This window comes from Jatrophihabitans fulvus, from assembly GCF_054781375.1.
The window spans coordinates 54506-69849 of sequence record NZ_BAAGUN010000008.1 but is presented as its reverse complement, the minus strand read 5'-3'; the positions used below and the strand labels follow the sequence as shown (position 1 = coordinate 69849).

17 protein-coding genes are annotated in these 15344 nt (G+C 73.2%); 10 read left to right on the top strand and 7 right to left on the bottom strand.

Going from position 1 to position 15344, the window contains the following annotated elements; all coding sequences use genetic code 11:
• Nucleotides 1-201: 201 nt before the first annotated feature.
• The gene (locus ACYVP9_RS21515) at nt 202-1041 is read right to left on the bottom strand and encodes an MOSC domain-containing protein (RefSeq protein ID WP_460607019.1); all 840 of its coding nucleotides are present in this window, start codon (nt 1039-1041) and stop codon (nt 202-204) included.
• A 23-nt stretch (nt 1042-1064) separates the two neighbouring features.
• Here ACYVP9_RS21515 and ACYVP9_RS21510 point away from each other — a divergent pair, with 23 nt between their 5' ends.
• Nucleotides 1065-2000, top strand: a complete 936-nt coding sequence (locus ACYVP9_RS21510) for an XdhC family protein (RefSeq protein ID WP_460607018.1) — start codon at nt 1065-1067, stop codon at nt 1998-2000.
• Here the strand turns inward: ACYVP9_RS21510 and rsgA are convergent.
• Together rsgA and aroA are read right to left on the bottom strand one after the other, a co-directional pair.
• Nucleotides 1990-2982, bottom strand: coding sequence for a ribosome small subunit-dependent GTPase A (gene rsgA / locus ACYVP9_RS21505; protein ID WP_460607017.1), 993 nt, complete (start codon nt 2980-2982; stop codon nt 1990-1992). The genes ACYVP9_RS21510 and rsgA overlap by 11 nt on opposite strands.
• Before the next feature lie 8 nt (nt 2983-2990).
• Nucleotides 2991-4316, bottom strand: coding sequence for a 3-phosphoshikimate 1-carboxyvinyltransferase (gene aroA / locus ACYVP9_RS21500; protein ID WP_460607016.1), 1326 nt, complete (start codon nt 4314-4316; stop codon nt 2991-2993).
• Between aroA and ACYVP9_RS21495 the strand changes: the two genes are divergently transcribed.
• Genes ACYVP9_RS21495 through ACYVP9_RS21480 form a run of 4 tightly spaced genes read left to right on the top strand, consistent with a single transcriptional unit; the run spans nt 4315 to nt 7991 of the window.
• Nucleotides 4315-4827: a cupin domain-containing protein gene (locus ACYVP9_RS21495; protein WP_460607015.1), complete on the top strand. Its 513-nt coding sequence runs from the start codon at nt 4315-4317 to the stop codon at nt 4825-4827. The two genes, aroA and ACYVP9_RS21495, sit on opposite strands and share 2 nt — an antisense overlap.
• Before the next feature lie 33 nt (nt 4828-4860).
• Nucleotides 4861-5616 (top strand): SOS response-associated peptidase, encoded by a 756-nt coding sequence (locus ACYVP9_RS21490; RefSeq protein WP_460607014.1) that lies wholly within the window; start codon nt 4861-4863, stop codon nt 5614-5616.
• A gap of 57 nt (nt 5617-5673) precedes the next feature.
• The gene (locus ACYVP9_RS21485) at nt 5674-6300 is read left to right on the top strand and encodes an alpha/beta hydrolase family protein (protein ID WP_460607013.1); all 627 of its coding nucleotides are present in this window, start codon (nt 5674-5676) and stop codon (nt 6298-6300) included.
• Complete coding sequence (locus ACYVP9_RS21480) at nt 6297-7991, top strand: acyl-CoA synthetase family protein (protein ID WP_460607012.1); 1695 nt, start codon at nt 6297-6299, stop codon at nt 7989-7991. Before ACYVP9_RS21485 ends, ACYVP9_RS21480 begins: the two co-directional genes overlap by 4 nt.
• A 102-nt stretch (nt 7992-8093) precedes the next feature.
• Here the strand turns inward: ACYVP9_RS21480 and ybaK are convergent, their stop codons facing one another.
• Nucleotides 8094-8573 carry a Cys-tRNA(Pro) deacylase gene (ybaK, locus tag ACYVP9_RS21475; RefSeq protein WP_460607245.1) on the bottom strand — a complete coding sequence of 160 codons (480 nt, stop codon included), beginning with the start codon at nt 8571-8573 and terminating at the stop codon, nt 8094-8096.
• Complete coding sequence (locus tag ACYVP9_RS21470; protein WP_460607011.1) at nt 8570-9256, bottom strand: SIMPL domain-containing protein; 687 nt, start codon at nt 9254-9256, stop codon at nt 8570-8572. Before ACYVP9_RS21470 ends, ybaK begins: the two co-directional genes overlap by 4 nt.
• A gap of 46 nt (nt 9257-9302) precedes the next feature.
• Here ACYVP9_RS21470 and ACYVP9_RS21465 point away from each other — a divergent pair, with 46 nt between their 5' ends.
• Together ACYVP9_RS21465 and rsrA are read left to right on the top strand one after the other, a co-directional pair.
• Complete coding sequence (locus tag ACYVP9_RS21465) at nt 9303-9986, top strand: sigma-70 family RNA polymerase sigma factor (RefSeq protein WP_460607010.1); 684 nt, start codon at nt 9303-9305, stop codon at nt 9984-9986.
• A complete protein-coding gene (gene rsrA, locus ACYVP9_RS21460) occupies nt 9983-10252 on the top strand; it encodes an anti-sigma factor RshA (protein ID WP_460607009.1) in 270 nt (89 codons plus the stop codon). The genes ACYVP9_RS21465 and rsrA overlap by 4 nt, the downstream gene beginning before the upstream one ends.
• 18 nt (nt 10253-10270) lie before the next feature.
• Here rsrA and ACYVP9_RS21455 read toward each other — a convergent pair whose 3' ends face one another.
• Entirely contained in the window at nt 10271-11269 is a 999-nt protein-coding gene (locus ACYVP9_RS21455; protein ID WP_460607008.1) for a D-alanyl-D-alanine carboxypeptidase family protein, read from the bottom strand.
• Between the two features lie 120 nt (nt 11270-11389).
• On the opposite strand from ACYVP9_RS21455, the gene ACYVP9_RS21450 reads away from it, so the two are divergent.
• Together ACYVP9_RS21450 and ACYVP9_RS21445 are read left to right on the top strand one after the other, a co-directional pair.
• Nucleotides 11390-12052 carry a response regulator transcription factor gene (locus tag ACYVP9_RS21450; RefSeq protein ID WP_460607007.1) on the top strand — a complete coding sequence of 221 codons (663 nt, stop codon included), beginning with the start codon at nt 11390-11392 and terminating at the stop codon, nt 12050-12052.
• Complete coding sequence (locus tag ACYVP9_RS21445) at nt 12049-13137, top strand: sensor histidine kinase (RefSeq protein WP_460607006.1); 1089 nt, start codon at nt 12049-12051, stop codon at nt 13135-13137. Before ACYVP9_RS21450 ends, ACYVP9_RS21445 begins: the two co-directional genes overlap by 4 nt.
• A 2-nt stretch (nt 13138-13139) precedes the next feature.
• On the opposite strand, the gene grpE is transcribed toward ACYVP9_RS21445, so the two are convergent.
• Nucleotides 13140-13610, bottom strand: coding sequence for a nucleotide exchange factor GrpE (grpE, locus tag ACYVP9_RS21440; RefSeq protein WP_460607005.1), 471 nt, complete (start codon nt 13608-13610; stop codon nt 13140-13142).
• Between the two features lie 35 nt (nt 13611-13645).
• Here grpE and ACYVP9_RS21435 point away from each other — a divergent pair, with 35 nt between their 5' ends.
• Nucleotides 13646-15337 carry an Hsp70 family protein gene (locus ACYVP9_RS21435; RefSeq protein ID WP_460607004.1) on the top strand — a complete coding sequence of 564 codons (1692 nt, stop codon included), beginning with the start codon at nt 13646-13648 and terminating at the stop codon, nt 15335-15337.
• Nucleotides 15338-15344: the final 7 nt, after the last annotated feature.

The window sequence follows — 15344 nt, the reverse complement described above, 5'->3', positions numbered from 1 at the left end:
TGAAGGGGTCTCAATTGTTTCCGGGGAACACGTGCGAAGGCTCGCCCCTCGGGACGGAAGCACCCAGCCCGAAACCGCACGACGGGACGACAGGGCGACAGGACGACGGGACGGCGGGACGGCGGGACGGCGGGACCACGACACGCGGCGGCACGACGGGGAGCCGCGACGCAGTGGGCGGTCGCAACCACGTCGGGGCAGTCAGCGGGGCGGGCCGTCCGGATCGGGAACGGACTCGAGCACCTCGACCTCGTCGCCGACGCGGACGACCGCGCCGGGGGAGTCGGGGATGGCGTTCATCGCGAACCAGGTGGCGCCGTCCCACCGGCGGTGCCGGGCGAGGGTCGCGACCGGCTCCTTGCCCTTCTGCGCCGTCCACGGGTCGACGAGTGTCATCACGCACCGGTCGCAACCCTTGACGGTGCGGAACTCGGCGTCGCCGACGCGGATACGGCGCCACCCGTCCTCGGCCCACGGCTCGGCGCCGTCGACGACGAGGTTCGGACGGAAGCGCGTCATGGGCAGCGGACCCTCGTCCGCGCGCGGACCCTCGGCGATCCAGTCGTTCAGAGCGGCGAGCGAGGACGTCGACGCGACGAGCAGCGGGTAGCCGTCCGCGAAGGAGACGCGGTCGTCGTCGGTGCCGAAACGGGGGTTGACCGCGCGGCGGGTGGGATCGTCGAGGAAGACGAGTCGCGCCGGTTCCCCGACGACATCGGCGAACCAGTCACCCGCGGCGTCCGCAGGGGTTGCGTCGAGCGGCGTGCGGAACACGCTCACCCCCGTCGTCGAACCGGTCGGGACGTCGACGTGCAGATCCGGCGCGTCCGCCCGGCGCAGCGTCAGCGACCCGTCGTCGTGCAGTTCCGGCTCGATCAACAGCAGACCCGGATGCTCGCGGGCGGTGAGCTGCGCTCCGTTCGCGTCGACGAGCATCCAGCGGCGGTCACCGGCGAGACCCCAGGGCTCGACGGTGGCCTCGTCCACGGACCCGCCGCGGCAGGACTTGACGGGGTAGCGGGTGATCGTCGACAGCCTCACTCCCGCAGGGTAGACACAGGCCCGTGTACGCCATCGCCGAACAGGTGTCCGCGTGGCTCGCCGCGGGCCGGGACGTGACCGTCGCGCAGATCGTCTCGACGCAGGGGTTCAGCTCCCGCGACCACACGGCGGCGCTGGCCCGCAGCGACGGCGACGAGGTCGGGTCGCTCGGCCTTCCCGTGCCCGTGCCCGGGGAGCCCGGCCGGCACGAACTCGCCGTCTCCGACGCCGCGGCGGCGACGGTGGGTCTGTCGTGCGGCGGCCGCGCGACCGTGCTGGTGCGTCCGGCCCGGGAGTTCCCCGCGCAGACGTGGGACCTGCTCGCCGCCCGCGAACCCGTCTGCCTGGTCTCCGACCTCGACGGCGGCGCCACCGAGCTGTTCACGCAGCGCACGGTGCGCGAGGCCGTCCGGCGCGACGACGGCGTGCCGTTCCTCTTCGGCCGCGGCACGAGCACGACGACGGTGCGTGACGAGTGCATCGTCGTCTCCCTCTGGCCCGTGCCCGAGCTCGTGGTCGTCGGCGACGGCATGATCGCCGACGCGCTCGCGACGATCGCGGGCGTGCTCGGCTGGCGGGCCGAGGTCACCGCCGACCCGGACGTCGCCGCCGCCGCGGTGGGGCGGATGCACCGCTGCGACGCCGTGGTCGTGCTCAGCCACGACCGCGAGGTGGACGGTCCCGTGCTGACCGCGGCCCTCGACTCCGCCGCCGGCTACATCGGGGCGCTGGGCTCGCAGCGCACCCAGGCCGCCCGGCGTGCGTGGCTCGCCGAGCACGGCATCACCGACGTCGCCCGCGTGCACGGCCCCGCCGGTCTCGACATCGACGCGCACACCCCCGGCGAGATCGCGGTCTCGATCCTCGCCGAGGCACTGGCCTCGCGCGCCGACGCGACGGCGGCCCCGCTGCGTGACCGACCGGGACCCGTGCACCAGGTCGGGACCGCTACCGGCTGACGAGCAGCTGCCGGAACGTGGCGAGCCGTGCCGGCGTGGCGTGCCCCTCGGCCACCCAGGTGTCGAGGTGGCAGTCGGCCTCGCTCGCCAGGTGCGAGCACCCGGGCAGGCACTGCGTCGCGCCGTCCTCGAGGTCGGGGAACGCCCACAGCAGGTCGTCCGCCGTCACGTGCGCCAACCCGAACGAGCGCACCCCCGGGGTGTCGATCACCCAGCCGTCGGCGGACGGCAGCGGGAACGCGACGGCCGACGACGACGTGTGGCGCCCTTTACCGATCGCGCTGACCGCCCCGGTCGCGCGCATGGCGTCGGGGACGAGCGCGTTGATGAGCGTCGACTTGCCGACGCCGGAATGGCCGACGAAGACCGACTCGTGGCCGCGCAGCAGCTCACGCAATTCGGCCGGGTCGGAACCGCGCCGGGTGACGACGGCCGGCACGTCGAGCGCCTCGTAGTGCTCGATGACCGCCTCGGGACCGGCGAGGTCGGACTTGGTCAGGCACAGCACCGGCTCGATGCCCTCGGTGAGCGCCGCGATGAGACAGCGGTCGATGAGTCCGTACGACGGTTCGGGGTCGGCGAGGGCGGTGACGATGATCAGCTGGTCGGCGTTCGCGACGATGACCCGCTCGTGCGGGTCGTTGTCGTCGGCGGTGCGGCGCAGCACGGTGTCGCGTTCGTCCAGGCGGACGATGCGCGCGAGCGTGTCCGGAGCGCCCGACAGGTCACCCACCACCCCGACGTGGTCGCCGACCACCATCGACTCACGGCCGAGCTCGCGGGCCCGCATGGCGGTGACGGCCACCGGCCCGTCCGGCCCGTCGACCCTGACGCCGTAGCGGCCGCGGTCGACGGTGAAGACCGTCCCTGCCGTGGCGTTCTCGTGCAACGGTCGCTGTTTCGACCGCGGTCGGGTGCCCCGCGGGTTGGCGCGCGAACGGACGTCGTCCTCGTCCATCCGGTGGGTGTCGCGGCGCGCCATGCGGGGTGTCAGCTGCCCAGCGTCCCGGCCCACATGCCGGGGAAGTCGGGCAGCGTCTTCGTCGTCGCGCCGATGTCGTCGATCTCGACGCCGGCGACGGCGAGGCCGAGCACCGCTCCGGCGGTCGCCATGCGGTGGTCGGCGTAGGCGTGCCACGTGCCCCCGCGCAACGGAGTCGGTTGGATGCTCAAACCGTCACCGTGCTCGACGACGTGACCGCCCAGCGCCGTCAGTTCGCGGTAGAGCGCCGCGAGCCGGTCGGTCTCGTGGTTGCGCATGTGCCCGAGCCCCGTGAGCTCGGACGGGGAGTCGGCCAGCGCGGCCAGGGCGACGATCACGGTGGCGAGTTCGGACACGTCGCGCAGGTCGGCGGTGAGGCCGTGGATCGCGCCGGTGCCGCGGACGGTGAGTCCGGCGTCGTCGAGGGTGACGTCGCCGCCCATGCGGGCGAGCAGGTCGCGCAGCGCGTCCCCGGCCTGGGTGGTGCTCGCCGGCCAACCGGGCATCGTGACGCGACCGCCGGTGACGAGCGCCGCCGCCGCGAAGGGGGCTGCGTTCGACAGGTCGGGCTCGATGGACCGCTCGCCACCGGCGACCGGCCCCGGCTGCACGACCCAGCGGCCGTCCTCGACGTCGACGCCCACGCCGGCCTCGCGCAGCACCGTCACGGTCATGTCGACGTGCGGCTGCGACGGCACCGCCCGCTCGCCGGTGTGCACGACCTCGACGCCCTTGTCGTACCGGGCGGCGGCCAGCAGCAGGCCGGACACGAACTGCGACGACGCCGACGCGTCGATGCGTACCGACCCGCCCGGCACCGACCCGCGGCCCGCGACGGTGAAGGGCATGGCACCGCGGCCGCCGTCGTCGATCTCGACCCCGGCCTGGCGCAGCCCGTCGAGCAGGGTCGCCATCGGACGCTCGCGCGCGTAGGGGTCGCCGTCGAACACGACGGGCCCGTCCGCGAGCGCCGCGGCCGGGGGCAGGAACCGCATGATCGTGCCGGCCAGGCCGCAGTCGACCGTCCCCCCGTGCAGGGGCGCGGGGGTGACGATCCAGTCGTCGCCGTCGTCGGCCACCCCGACGCCGACGGCGCGCAGCGCGTCCACCATCAGCAGCGTGTCGCGGGCCCGCAGCGGACGGCGGAGCCGGGAGGGCCCGTCCGCGAGTGCGGCCAGCACGAGCCAGCGGTTGGTGAGCGACTTGGAGCCGGGCAGCAGCACGGTGGCGTCGACTGCCTTCGAAGCGCGCGGCGCCGTCCAGGTCTGCACCGGGTCAGTCTGCCGCACGAACTCGGGCCCGGTGTCGGTCCGCGGTGGTAGGCACCGTGCCATGTCCTTCTTCCCGCCCCGCCGGCCGTACCCGCCGAACCGCTACGAGGGCCCGGGGGAGGCGAGCGCGGTGTGGCGTCCGTCCGACGCGCCGCACGACCTCGCAGGCGGCGGGGGGTCGTGCGACTACCTGCTGACCGGCGACACGTCGGGCGGCGGCCTCGGTCTGTACCGCTGGAACATGGGCCCGCGGCAGGGTGGCCCCGACCCGCACATCCACAAGGCCATCTCCGAGTCGTTCTACGTCCTCGACGGCACGGTCACGCTGCACGACGGCGGACGCTGGCGCAAGGCCTCGGTCGGTGACTTCGTGTTCGTCCCACCGGGCGGCGTCCACGGCTTCCGCAACGACACCGACGCGCCCGCGTCGTTCCTGATCCTGTTCGCGCCGGGCGCCGCCCGTGAGGCCTACTTCGAGGGGCTGCGGCACATCGCCGACACCGGCGAGAAACCGTCGGCAGAGGAGATGGCCGAGTTCTTCCTCGCGCACGACACGTACTGGGTCGACGCCTGACGCCGTTGTCACCGGCGTCCGGATACTGGAGGCATGTGCGGGCGCTACGTGTCGGTCAAGTCCGACACCGACCTGACCGACGAGTTCGACGCGATCGACGCCACCGACGGCCTGTGGGCGCAGGCCGACTTCAACGTCGCGCCCACGAAACCGGTACGCGCGGTGGTGAACCGCCCGCTGCGCCACGAGGACGGCACCACCGACGACCGCCCCACGCGTCAGCTGCGCGTCGTGTCGTGGGGCCTCGTCCCGTCGTGGGCGAAGGACCGCAGGACGCAGGGCCGCATGTTCAACGCGCGCGCCGAGTCGGTGGCCACGACGAACGCGTTCCGCAAGGCCTACGCCACGCGCCGGTGCCTGGTCCCGGCCGACGGCTGGTACGAGTGGCAGAAACGCGACACCGCCGAGGGTCTCGTCAAACAGCCGATGTTCATGACCCCCGCCGACGGTCACTCGCTCGCGTTCGCCGGGTTGTACGAGTTCTGGCGCGACCCGTCCGACGAGCAGGCGCCGACCCTCACCACCTGCACGATCATCACGGTCGCGTCCGACGGCGAGCTCGCCGAGATCCACGACCGCATGCCGCTCGTGCTCGCCCGCGACACGTGGTCGCGGTGGCTCGACCCGTCCGAGAAGGACCCGTCCGACCTGCTCACGAGCTGGGACGAGGCCCGGGGTGAGCACCTCGAGCTGCGTCCGGTGTCGACGCTCGTCAACAAGGTCGACAACAACGGCGCGCAGCTGCTCGAGCCCGTCGAGCCGCAGGCCGAGGAGCAGACGCTCTTCTAGACCGGGCCGTCCACCTCATGTCCTGCCGGACGGACGCTGTGCGGCATGCTCGGCCGCATGCGTGTGGACATCCAGACGACGCACGGTCCCGGCACGGCCGACCTCGACCGGCCGCGCGGCGGGGCCTCGGCACTGCTCGTGCTCACCCACGGCGCGGGCGGCGGCGTCGAGACCACCGACCTGCTCGCGATCCGGGCCGCCGCGCTCAAGGCGGGCATCGCCCTGGCCCGGGTGACGCAGCCCTACCGGTTCGCCGGCGGCCGGACCCCGTCCGCCCCGGCCCGGCAGGACACCGCCTGGCTCGAGATCGTGTCCGCCGTCCGCAGGCGTCGCGGGTTCGGTGCGCTGCCGCTCGTCGTCGGCGGACGGAGCAACGGCGCCCGCGTCGCGTCCCGCACCGCGCAGGCGGCGGGCGCGGCCGGGGTGGTCGGGCTGGCCTACCCGCTGCACCCGCCGGGCCGTCCGGAGAAGTCCCGGCTGGACGAGCTCGACGCCGCCGGCGTCCCGACGCTCGTCGTCCAGGGCGACCGGGACCCGTTCGGCATGCCGCCCGCCGGCCCGGACCGCACCGTCGAGGTCGTCGCGGGCGCCGACCACTCGCTGTCGCGCGACCCCGTCGCGGTGGCGACACTGGTCGTCCGGTTCGTGACAGCGCTCGTCGCCGATGCCAGGGTCGGGTCATGACCTCACCCGCAGACGACCTGCGTGCCGCCCGCGACCTGCTGCTCGAGCTGCGCACCGACTACGACGCCGCCCGCGAGCGGTTCGCCTGGCCGCGGCCCGAGCACTTCAACTTCGCGCTCGACTGGTTCGACGGCGTGCTCGCCGCCGAGCACCCGAACCGCGCGGCGCTGCGCATCATCGAGGCCGACGGCACCGACAACTCGTGCACGTTCCAGGAACTGTCCGACCGGTCGCACCAGGTCGCCGGGTGGCTGCGTGGGCTCGGCGTGCGCCGCGGCACGCGGGTGCTCGTGCTGCTCGGCAACCAGGTCGAGCTGTGGGAGGTCACCCTCGCCGCGATGAAGATCGGCGCCGTGATGATCCCGGCGACCACGCTGCTCGCCGAGGCCGACCTGCGCGACCGCATCGAGCGCGGCGACGTCGGCGCGGTCATCGCGCAGTCGGCGGTGACCGTGGGGTTCGGCAACGTGCCGGGCTCATACCTGCGGATCGCCGTCGGCGAGCCGGTCGAGGGGTGGGTGCGCTACGACGAGAGCGGCACCAGTCTCGAGACGTTCGAGCCGGACGAGCCGACGAAGGCGGACGAGACGCTGCTGCTGTACTTCACGTCCGGCACGACCGCGCTGCCGAAGCTGGTCGAGCACACGCACACCAGCTACCCGATCGGCCACCTGTCGACGATGTACTGGCTCGGCCTGCAGCCCGGCGACGTGCACCTCAACGTGTCGAGTCCGGGCTGGGCGAAGCACGCCTGGTCGTGCGTGTTCGCGCCGTGGCTGGCGGGCGCGACGATCTGCCTCTACAACTACGAGCGGTTCGACGCCGCCGCCATGCTGAACACGCTGCGCGACGCGAAGGTGACGACGTTCTGCGCCCCGCCGACCGTGTGGCGGATGCTCATCCAGCAGGACCTCGCCGCGTGGCGCGAGGACCTGTCGCTGCGCGAGCTGGCCGGTGCGGGCGAGCCGCTCAACCCCGAGGTGATCTCGGCCGTCGAGCGTGGCCTCGGCATCACCATCCGCGACGGGTTCGGGCAGACGGAGACGTCGTTGCAGATCGGCAACTCCCCGGGACAGCCGATCAAGTCGGGGTCGATGGGCCGCCCCATGCCGGGCTTCGAGATCGCGCTGGTCGACCCCGTGTCGGGCGCGGTCGCCGAGGAGGGCGAGATCTGCGTCGAGTGCGATCCCCGTCCGGTCGGGTTGATGGTCGGCTACCGCGGTGACGACGAACGCAACGCCGACGCCTTCGCCGGCGGTCGCTATCACACCGGTGACGTCGCGCAGCGCGACGCGGACGGCTACATCACCTACGTCGGCCGCGCCGACGACGTGTTCAAGGCCAGCGACTACCGCATCAGTCCGTTCGAGCTGGAGTCGGTGCTGATCGAGCACCCGGCCGTCGCGGAGGCCGCCGTCGTGCCCGCCCCGGACGCCGTCCGCCTCGCCGTGCCGAAGGCGTACGTGGTGCTCGTGGCCGGGCACGAACCCAGCCGCGAGCTCGCGGGCGACATCCTCGCGTACTGCCGCGAGCACCTCGCCCCGTACAAGCGCATCCGCCGCCTCGAGTTCGCCGACCTGCCCAAGACGATCAGCGGCAAGATCCGCCGGGTGCAGCTGCGCGAGGGCGAGTTGACCCGCACCGAGCGTTCCCCGAACGAGTACCGCGAGGACGACTTCGCGGCGGGCTGATCGCCACCTTCCCCGGACGGGTGATCAAGAGGAGGACGTGCACGCCCTGGCGAGCACGACCCTTCTTGATCGCGTCACGGGAGGGGAACTGTCCGAATCGGATCAGCCGGTCGCGATGTCGGCGACGGTCGCACCGGTGACGCGGACGAGGTCGGCGGGGGCGAGCTCGACCTGCAGGCCCCGCTTGCCCGCGGACACGAACACGGTGTCGAACAGCTCGACGGTCTCGTCGACGACGGTGGGCAACCGGCTCTTCTGGCCGATCGGCGAGATGCCGCCGACGACGTAGCCGGTGGCGCGGGACGCTGCGGACGGTTCGGCCATCTCTGCCTTCTTCGCCCCGAGCGCGGCCGCGAACGCCTTCAGCGACAGGTGCCCCGCCACCGGGACGACGGCGCACGCGAGCGACCCGTCCACCGACGCGATCAGCGTCTTGAACAGTCGTTCCGGCTCGACGCCGAGCGCGGCGGCGGCCTCGTCCCCGTAGGCGGACGCGCGCGGATCGTGGTCGTAAGGATGCAGCGTGAACGCGACCGCGTCGCGGGTGAGCAGAGCCGTCGCCGGCGTTCCCGTCGCCATCAGCGCAGCGGACGGCAGCTGGCGACGAACCGCGCCTCGATGACGGCGACGGCGACCTGCGGCTGCGGGTGCAGCTGCGTGCTGTGCTCACCGTCCCCGGCGGCCTTCGACGCGAGCACCACGCTGTCACCGCCGAACGACTCGGCTGGGCCGTCACCGAGCAACCCGTCGCCGAGCAACCCGTCGTCGGCGACCTGCTCGACGGAGAGGAGTTCACCACCCAGTGCCGCGGCGTAGTCGCCGCCCTTGCGCAGTGCGCTCGCGATCGCGTCGGCACGCACCTGCGGCCAGACCGGATTGTCGTCGTCGAGACGCCACGACACCCGGCCCAGCTCGACCCCGTCGCCCGACAGGGCCGCCCCGACGTCGGGGAGCAGGTCGAAGTCCCGCACGTGCACCGTGGCCCGCAGGTGGCACTCGACGTGCTCGCCGTCGGACCAGGAATCGACGGCCTCGACCGCCCAGGTGAGGGGCGCGCGCAGCGCCTCGAGCGACCGGACGCTGCCGCCCAGCGCCCGGAGGCGTGCGGCCACGGCGTCGAAGGCCGCGGTGGCAGCCGCCCGCCCGGCCGCGCGGGAGTCGCTGCGGACGGCGACCTCGACATGCAGCTCCGCCCGGTCGGGCACCACGTGGCGCCGCGCGTCGGCGCGGACGGACAGCACGGTGGTCGCGACGCTGGCGTTCATGCGATCACCCTAGGACGGCCGGAATGCCCCGGCGGCGACGTCGGTTATGGACGGTATGGCTGCCGCGACGCTCGAGAGACCGCGCCCGATACGCTGGGACGCGGACGCAGAGGAGAACTTCGTGGCGGACGAGACGGTCGAGACACCCGAGCAGCAGCGGGCGCGCTTCGAACGCGACGCGCTGCCGTTCCTCGACCAGCTCTACGCCGCCGCGATGCGGATGACGCGCAACCCGTCGGACGCCGAGGACCTCGTCCAGGAGACGTTCGTGAAGGCGTTCGCCGCGTTCCACCAGTTCCGTGAAGGCACGAACCTCAAGGCCTGGCTGTACCGCATCCTCACGAACACCTTCATCAACAACTACCGCAAGAAGCAGCGCCAGCCGCAGGAGTCCGGCAACGAGGACGTCGAGGACTGGCAGCTCGCCCGCGCCGAGTCGCACACGTCGAGCGGGTTGCGCAGCGCCGAGATGGAAGCGCTCGACCACCTGCCCGACAGCGACGTCAAGGACGCGCTGCAGGCACTGCCCGAGGACTTCCGCCTCGCGGTGTACCTCGCCGACGTCGAGGGCTTCGCCTACAAGGAGATCGCCGAGATCATGGGCACTCCGATCGGCACGGTCATGTCGCGGCTGCACCGCGGCCGCAAGCAACTGCAGAACCTGCTCGGTGACTACGCCCGGGAGCGGGGCCTGATCGGCGCCGGAACGGCTGCGGGAGGCGAGAAATGACCGACGACCTGAACCCCGGCGGGCTCGACTGCAACGCCGTGCTCGCGGACGTCTATCTGTACCTCGACAACGAGGGCGACGACCAGCTGCGGCGACGCATCCAGCAGCACCTCGACGCGTGCTCGCCGTGCCTGAGGCACGTCGGGCTCGAGCGGGACGTGCGCGCGCTGGTGAACCGCTGCTGCGGTGGCGACCAGGCGCCGGCGAGCCTGCACGAGCGGGTCCGCGTCCGCATCACCGAGGTGTCGATCGAGCGTCGGGCCTGACCCAGCCGGACGGCACGATCACCGGTCGGCATAGGTGAACGGGCCGACCCGCCGCTCGACCAGCTGCCGGGCGGCGTACTGCCCCGACTGCGCGAGGTTGCGTCCCGGCTGCCCCATCACGACCCCGATCACCTGCTGCCGCCGGCCGTCGACGTTGCGGATCGCACGGAACATGAAGCACCCGCCGGCCGCGTCGTGCGAACCCGTCTTCGTCCCGACGAAGCCGTCGCGCCCGAGCAGGATGTCGGTGTTGCGGACGTCGCCCGCCACCGGCAGGTGGTACGCGCGCAGCGCGACCAGGCCGGAGAACGTCCGGTCGCGGGCCGCCACCCGCGCCAGCCGCAGCTGGTCGGCGGCGGTCGAGACCGTCCGCGGGTCGTAGCCGCTGGCGTCCGCGTAGTGCGTATGGGCCATGCCCCACCGTCGCGCGGCCGCGTTCATGCGGGACACGAACGCCGACTGCGATCCGGCGACCGCGCGCGCGAGCATCACCGCGACGTTGTTCGCCGAGGGCAGCAGCAACGCCACGAGCGCCTGCCGCTCGGACAGCGTCTCGCCCTCCGCCACCCGGACGACCGACTGGTCGGCGTCGCGCTGCCGCTGCGTCATCGCGACGTCCGCGCCCGTGACCCGCACCGTGAAGCCGTCCGACCCCGGACGCAACGGGTGCTCGCGCAGCACGAGCAGCGCGGTCATGACCTTCGCCATGCTCGCGATCGGTGCCGGACGCTGTCGCGGCCCGACCTCCGCGGCACCGTCGCCGACCACCAGCGCGGCCTGGCCGTGGACCGGCCACCCGTCCGCGCCGAGGTAGTCGCGGCGGCTGTCCTGCGTGACGTAGCGAAACGCCACCACCACCGTCGCGGCGACGGTGAGCACGAGCAGCACCGCCGTGCACACAGTGCCCGCGACGAGCACCCGGTACGAGCGGGGACGGGCCGTCCCGTGGACCACCGTCGCGCCGAAGTCGGGACGCGGGGCATCGGTGCGGACGGGGCGTTCGAGCGTAGAGGTCATGAGCGGCAGCGTCGCGACCGGCGGTTATCGTCGGCGTCGGTCGCGTGCTTATGGCGCGCTTACGGCCCACCGGTCAGGCTCGGGGGTCACCGATGACCACCGACGACCCCGGGGAGAGACGTGCGGGTGCTGCTGGCCGACGACGAGCGACTGCTCGCCGACACGGTCGCGAGCGGGTTGCGCAAGCTCGCGATGGCCGTCGACGTCTGCTACGACGGCGAGGCGGCGATGGAACGGCTCGCGGTCAACCGCTACGACGTCGCCGTGCTCGACCGCGACATGCCGAAGGCGACCGGCGACGACGTGTGCCGGTGGCTCGTGTCCGAGGGGCACGGCACGCGCATCCTGATCCTGACCGCGGCGTCCGGCATCCGCGACAGGGTCGACGGGCTCGGTCTGGGCGCGGACGACTACCTGACGAAGCCCTTCGCCTTCGCCGAGCTCGCGGCGCGGGTGCAGGCCCTGGCCCGCCGCGCACCCGTCGGCTCGCCGCCCGTGCTCGAACACGGCGACGTCGTACTCGACATCCCGCGACACCGCGCGTTCCGCGACGGCCGCATCCTCGACCTCTCGCCGAAGGAGTTCGCGGTGCTGACGGTGCTGATGCGGTCGGCCGGAGAGGTCGTCAGCGCCGAGGAGCTGCTCGAGAAGGCGTGGGACGAGCACGCCGACCCGTTCACCAACGCCGTGCGGGTCGCCGTCATGACGCTGCGTCGCAAGCTCGGCGACCCTCCCGTCCTCCACACGGTCCCGCGCGTCGGCTACCGGCTGGGCGAGCCGTGACGGTTCGCCGGCGGGCCGTGGTCGCCGTGCTGGCCGGTTTCGTCGTCGGATGGCTGTACCTCGAGGTCGCCTGGCGGCTCGTGGCCGCCCTGCTCGCCGAACTGCGCGGCACCGACGGCATCGAGGTCGGCTGCGGCGGGTCGGGCCTCGCCCGTCCAATCGGCATCTTCAACGGCTGCAACAGCCTCAGCTACCGTCCCGGCTTCGCCGTCGTCGAGCTGCTCATCGGCACCGCGCTGGCGGCCGTGATCGTCGTCGGCCTGGCCCGCTGGGTCACGCAGCCGCTGCGCGAGGTCGCGCGCACCGTCGAGCAGTTCGGCCCCACCAACCTCGGGCTGCGGCTGCGCCGTCCCGGGTCGCGGACGGACGAGACGAAGGCCCTCGCCGACGCCGTCGACCGCATGCTCGACCGGCTGGCGGAGGGGTACGAGGCGCAGCGGCGTTTCGCGTCGTCGGCGTCGCACGAGCTGCGGACGCCCCTGGCCACGCAGCGGACGCTGATCGAGGTGAGCCTCGCCGACGACCTCACCCCCGACCAGATCGCCCTGCTCACCCGGCAGCTGCTCGCGACCAACGAACGCAACGAGCGGCTCATCGACGGGCTGCTCACGCTGGCCGAGAGCGAGCGGGGCCGCATGGCCGGTGACGCGGTGCCGCTCGACGAGCTGACGACCGAGGTGGTCGCCGCACACCGTTCGAGCGCCGAGCAGCGCGAGGTGGCCCTCGAGCTGCAGACCGCGCCGGTGCGGGTGGTGGGGGAGCGGGCCCTGCTCGACCGCCTCGTCAGCAACCTGGTGACGAACGCGGTGAAGTACAACGAACCCGGCGGACGGGTGTCGGTGGCCGTCACGCCCGACGGGGCCGTCCGCGTGCTCAACACCGGACCCGTGGTCGCGCCCGAGCAGGTGCCCGGGCTGTTCGAGCCGTTCCGGCGGGCGTCCGGCGAGCGGCTCGACCACGGCGGCGGGGTGGGCCTCGGCCTCACCATCGCGCGGGCGATCGTCGCGGCCCACGACGGCACCATCACCGCGCACGCCCGGCCCGAGGGCGGCCTCGACGTCGTCGTGGAGCTCCCGCGCGCCTGACGTCAGGGCGAGCGGTACCGGCGGACGACCACCCGCGCCGGGCGCAGCGAACGGCGCGGCTCGGTGACCACCAGGCCGGCCTCGATCACCGACGCGACGGTGCGGTCGTCCGCGGCGACGTCGGTGTCGACGACCTCGGTGGCCTCCATCGTCGCGTGGTCGAACGGCGCACCCGGGGCCGGCGACACCAGCGTCCCGCCCCGTCCGACGATCATGCGGGCGAGCGAGTCGATCATCGTCTCGAAGCCCACCCGCTCCCGGCGGGTGCGCGCGGTCGCCGCCAGCGCGACCGCGTCGCGGTGCAGCGCGTACAGGTCGGTGAGCAGCACCGGGTCGGCCGAGCCCGTCTCCTGGCGCCGGGCGCCGTCGGCCAGCCGGTCGAGGGTCTGCTGCTGACGCGCGACCACGCGGGCGAGATCGGTGACGGCGTCGGCGACGTCCTGCAGGCCGGGTCCACCGGGGGATTCGTCCACGGACCGATCGTAGGAACCCTCGGTACGCTCCGCGCGTGCCCGTCCACGGAATCGATCTCGGCACCACCTGCAGCGCCGTCGCCCTGGTTGGGTCCGACGGCCGCCCCGAGGTGCTCGCCGGCCTGACCGGCGAGCCGACGACGCCGTCGGTGGTGCTGTTCGCCTCACCCGACGAGCACCTGGTCGGCGAGGGCGCACGGCGCCAGGCACGGCTCGACCCCGATCACGTGTGCGCGCTGGTGAAGCGGCGCATGGGCGAGTCGCAGTGGCGGTTCGTGGCCCACGGCAAACCGTGGTCGGCGCCCGCCGTCTCGTCGCTGATCCTGAAGTCGGTGTGCGCCGACGCCGAGTTCGCGTCCGGACAGCCGGTGCAGTCGGCGGTGATCACCGTCCCCGCCTACTTCGGCGACGAGGAGCGGCGCGCGACGGTGCTCGCCGGGGTGTACGCCGGGCTGGACGTCGTCGACGTGCTGTCCGAGCCGATCGCCGCGGCGCTGGCCTACGGGTTCGGACGACTCGACGGCGGCCTCGGCCTGCAGAAGGAGACCGGCACGGCGGGCGCCGAGACCGTGCTCGTGTACGACCTCGGCGGCGGCACCTTCGACGCCACCGTCATCGAGCTGGCCGACCGCCGCATCTCGGTGCTCGCCGTCGACGGCGACCACCAGCTCGGCGGCGCCGACTGGGACGAGCGGCTGAGCCTGCACCTCTCGCGCCGCTTCTGCGCCGAGAACCCGGACGCGGAGGACCCGCTCGACGACTCCGCCGGCTCGCAGGCCCTCGTGCTCGCCGCCGAACAGGCCAAGCGGGAACTGTCCGACCGCGAGGCGACCGACGTCGTCGTCGCCCACGACGGCGCGCGGGCGACGATCACGGTGACCCGCGCCGAGCTCGAGGACATGACCCGGGCCCTCGTGCGGCGGACGGTCGAACTGACCCGTGCCTGCCTCGACGCCGCCGTCCGGCGCGGAGTGGGCCGGGTCGGCCGGGTGCTCATGGTGGGCGGGTCGTCGCGCATGCCGATGGTGGCCGCCGCGCTGCGCACCGAGCTGGGACTCGAGCCCGAATTGCACGATCCCGACCTCGCCGTCGCCCGCGGCGCTGCCGTGTTCGGGCAGAAGAAGGACCTCGAGCGGCTCGTGCTCAGCGACCTCGTGACCCGCGGACGGCTGCCGCACGGCGCCGTGCTCGAGCAGGCACCGCCGGCCGAGCTCGACGACGCCTGCCGCCGCGTTGCCGACGCGCTGGCGATGCCGCTGGCGCAGGTGCGACGCGCGATCGAGGTGCGGGTCGACACGGTCGTGTCCCGGGGTTTCGGGGTGCTGGCCGCGAACCCGATGAGCGGCGAGCTGGAACCGGTCTGGCTGGTGCACCGCAACGACCGGCTGCCGGTGCGGGTGCAGCGTTCGTTCGGCACCGTCCGACCCGACCAGGACGCGATCGAGCTGCGGGTCGTCGAGCAGATCGGCCAGGTCGAGTCCAGCCATCTGGCCGACACCAAGCTGCTCGTGGCGGGGGCCATCGAGGGCATTCCGCCGGGGTACGACGAGGGCAGCGAGGTCCGGGTCAGCTTCGAGATGGGCTTCGACGGCGTGCTCACGGTGACCGCTTTCCACGTGCAGGCGAACCTGCCGCTCGTGCTCACGGCGCAGACCGGCGCGACGCTGTCTCAGACCGAGGTCGCCCGCGAACGGCACCAGTTGCACCAGCAGCGACGACGGGACTGACACGGCC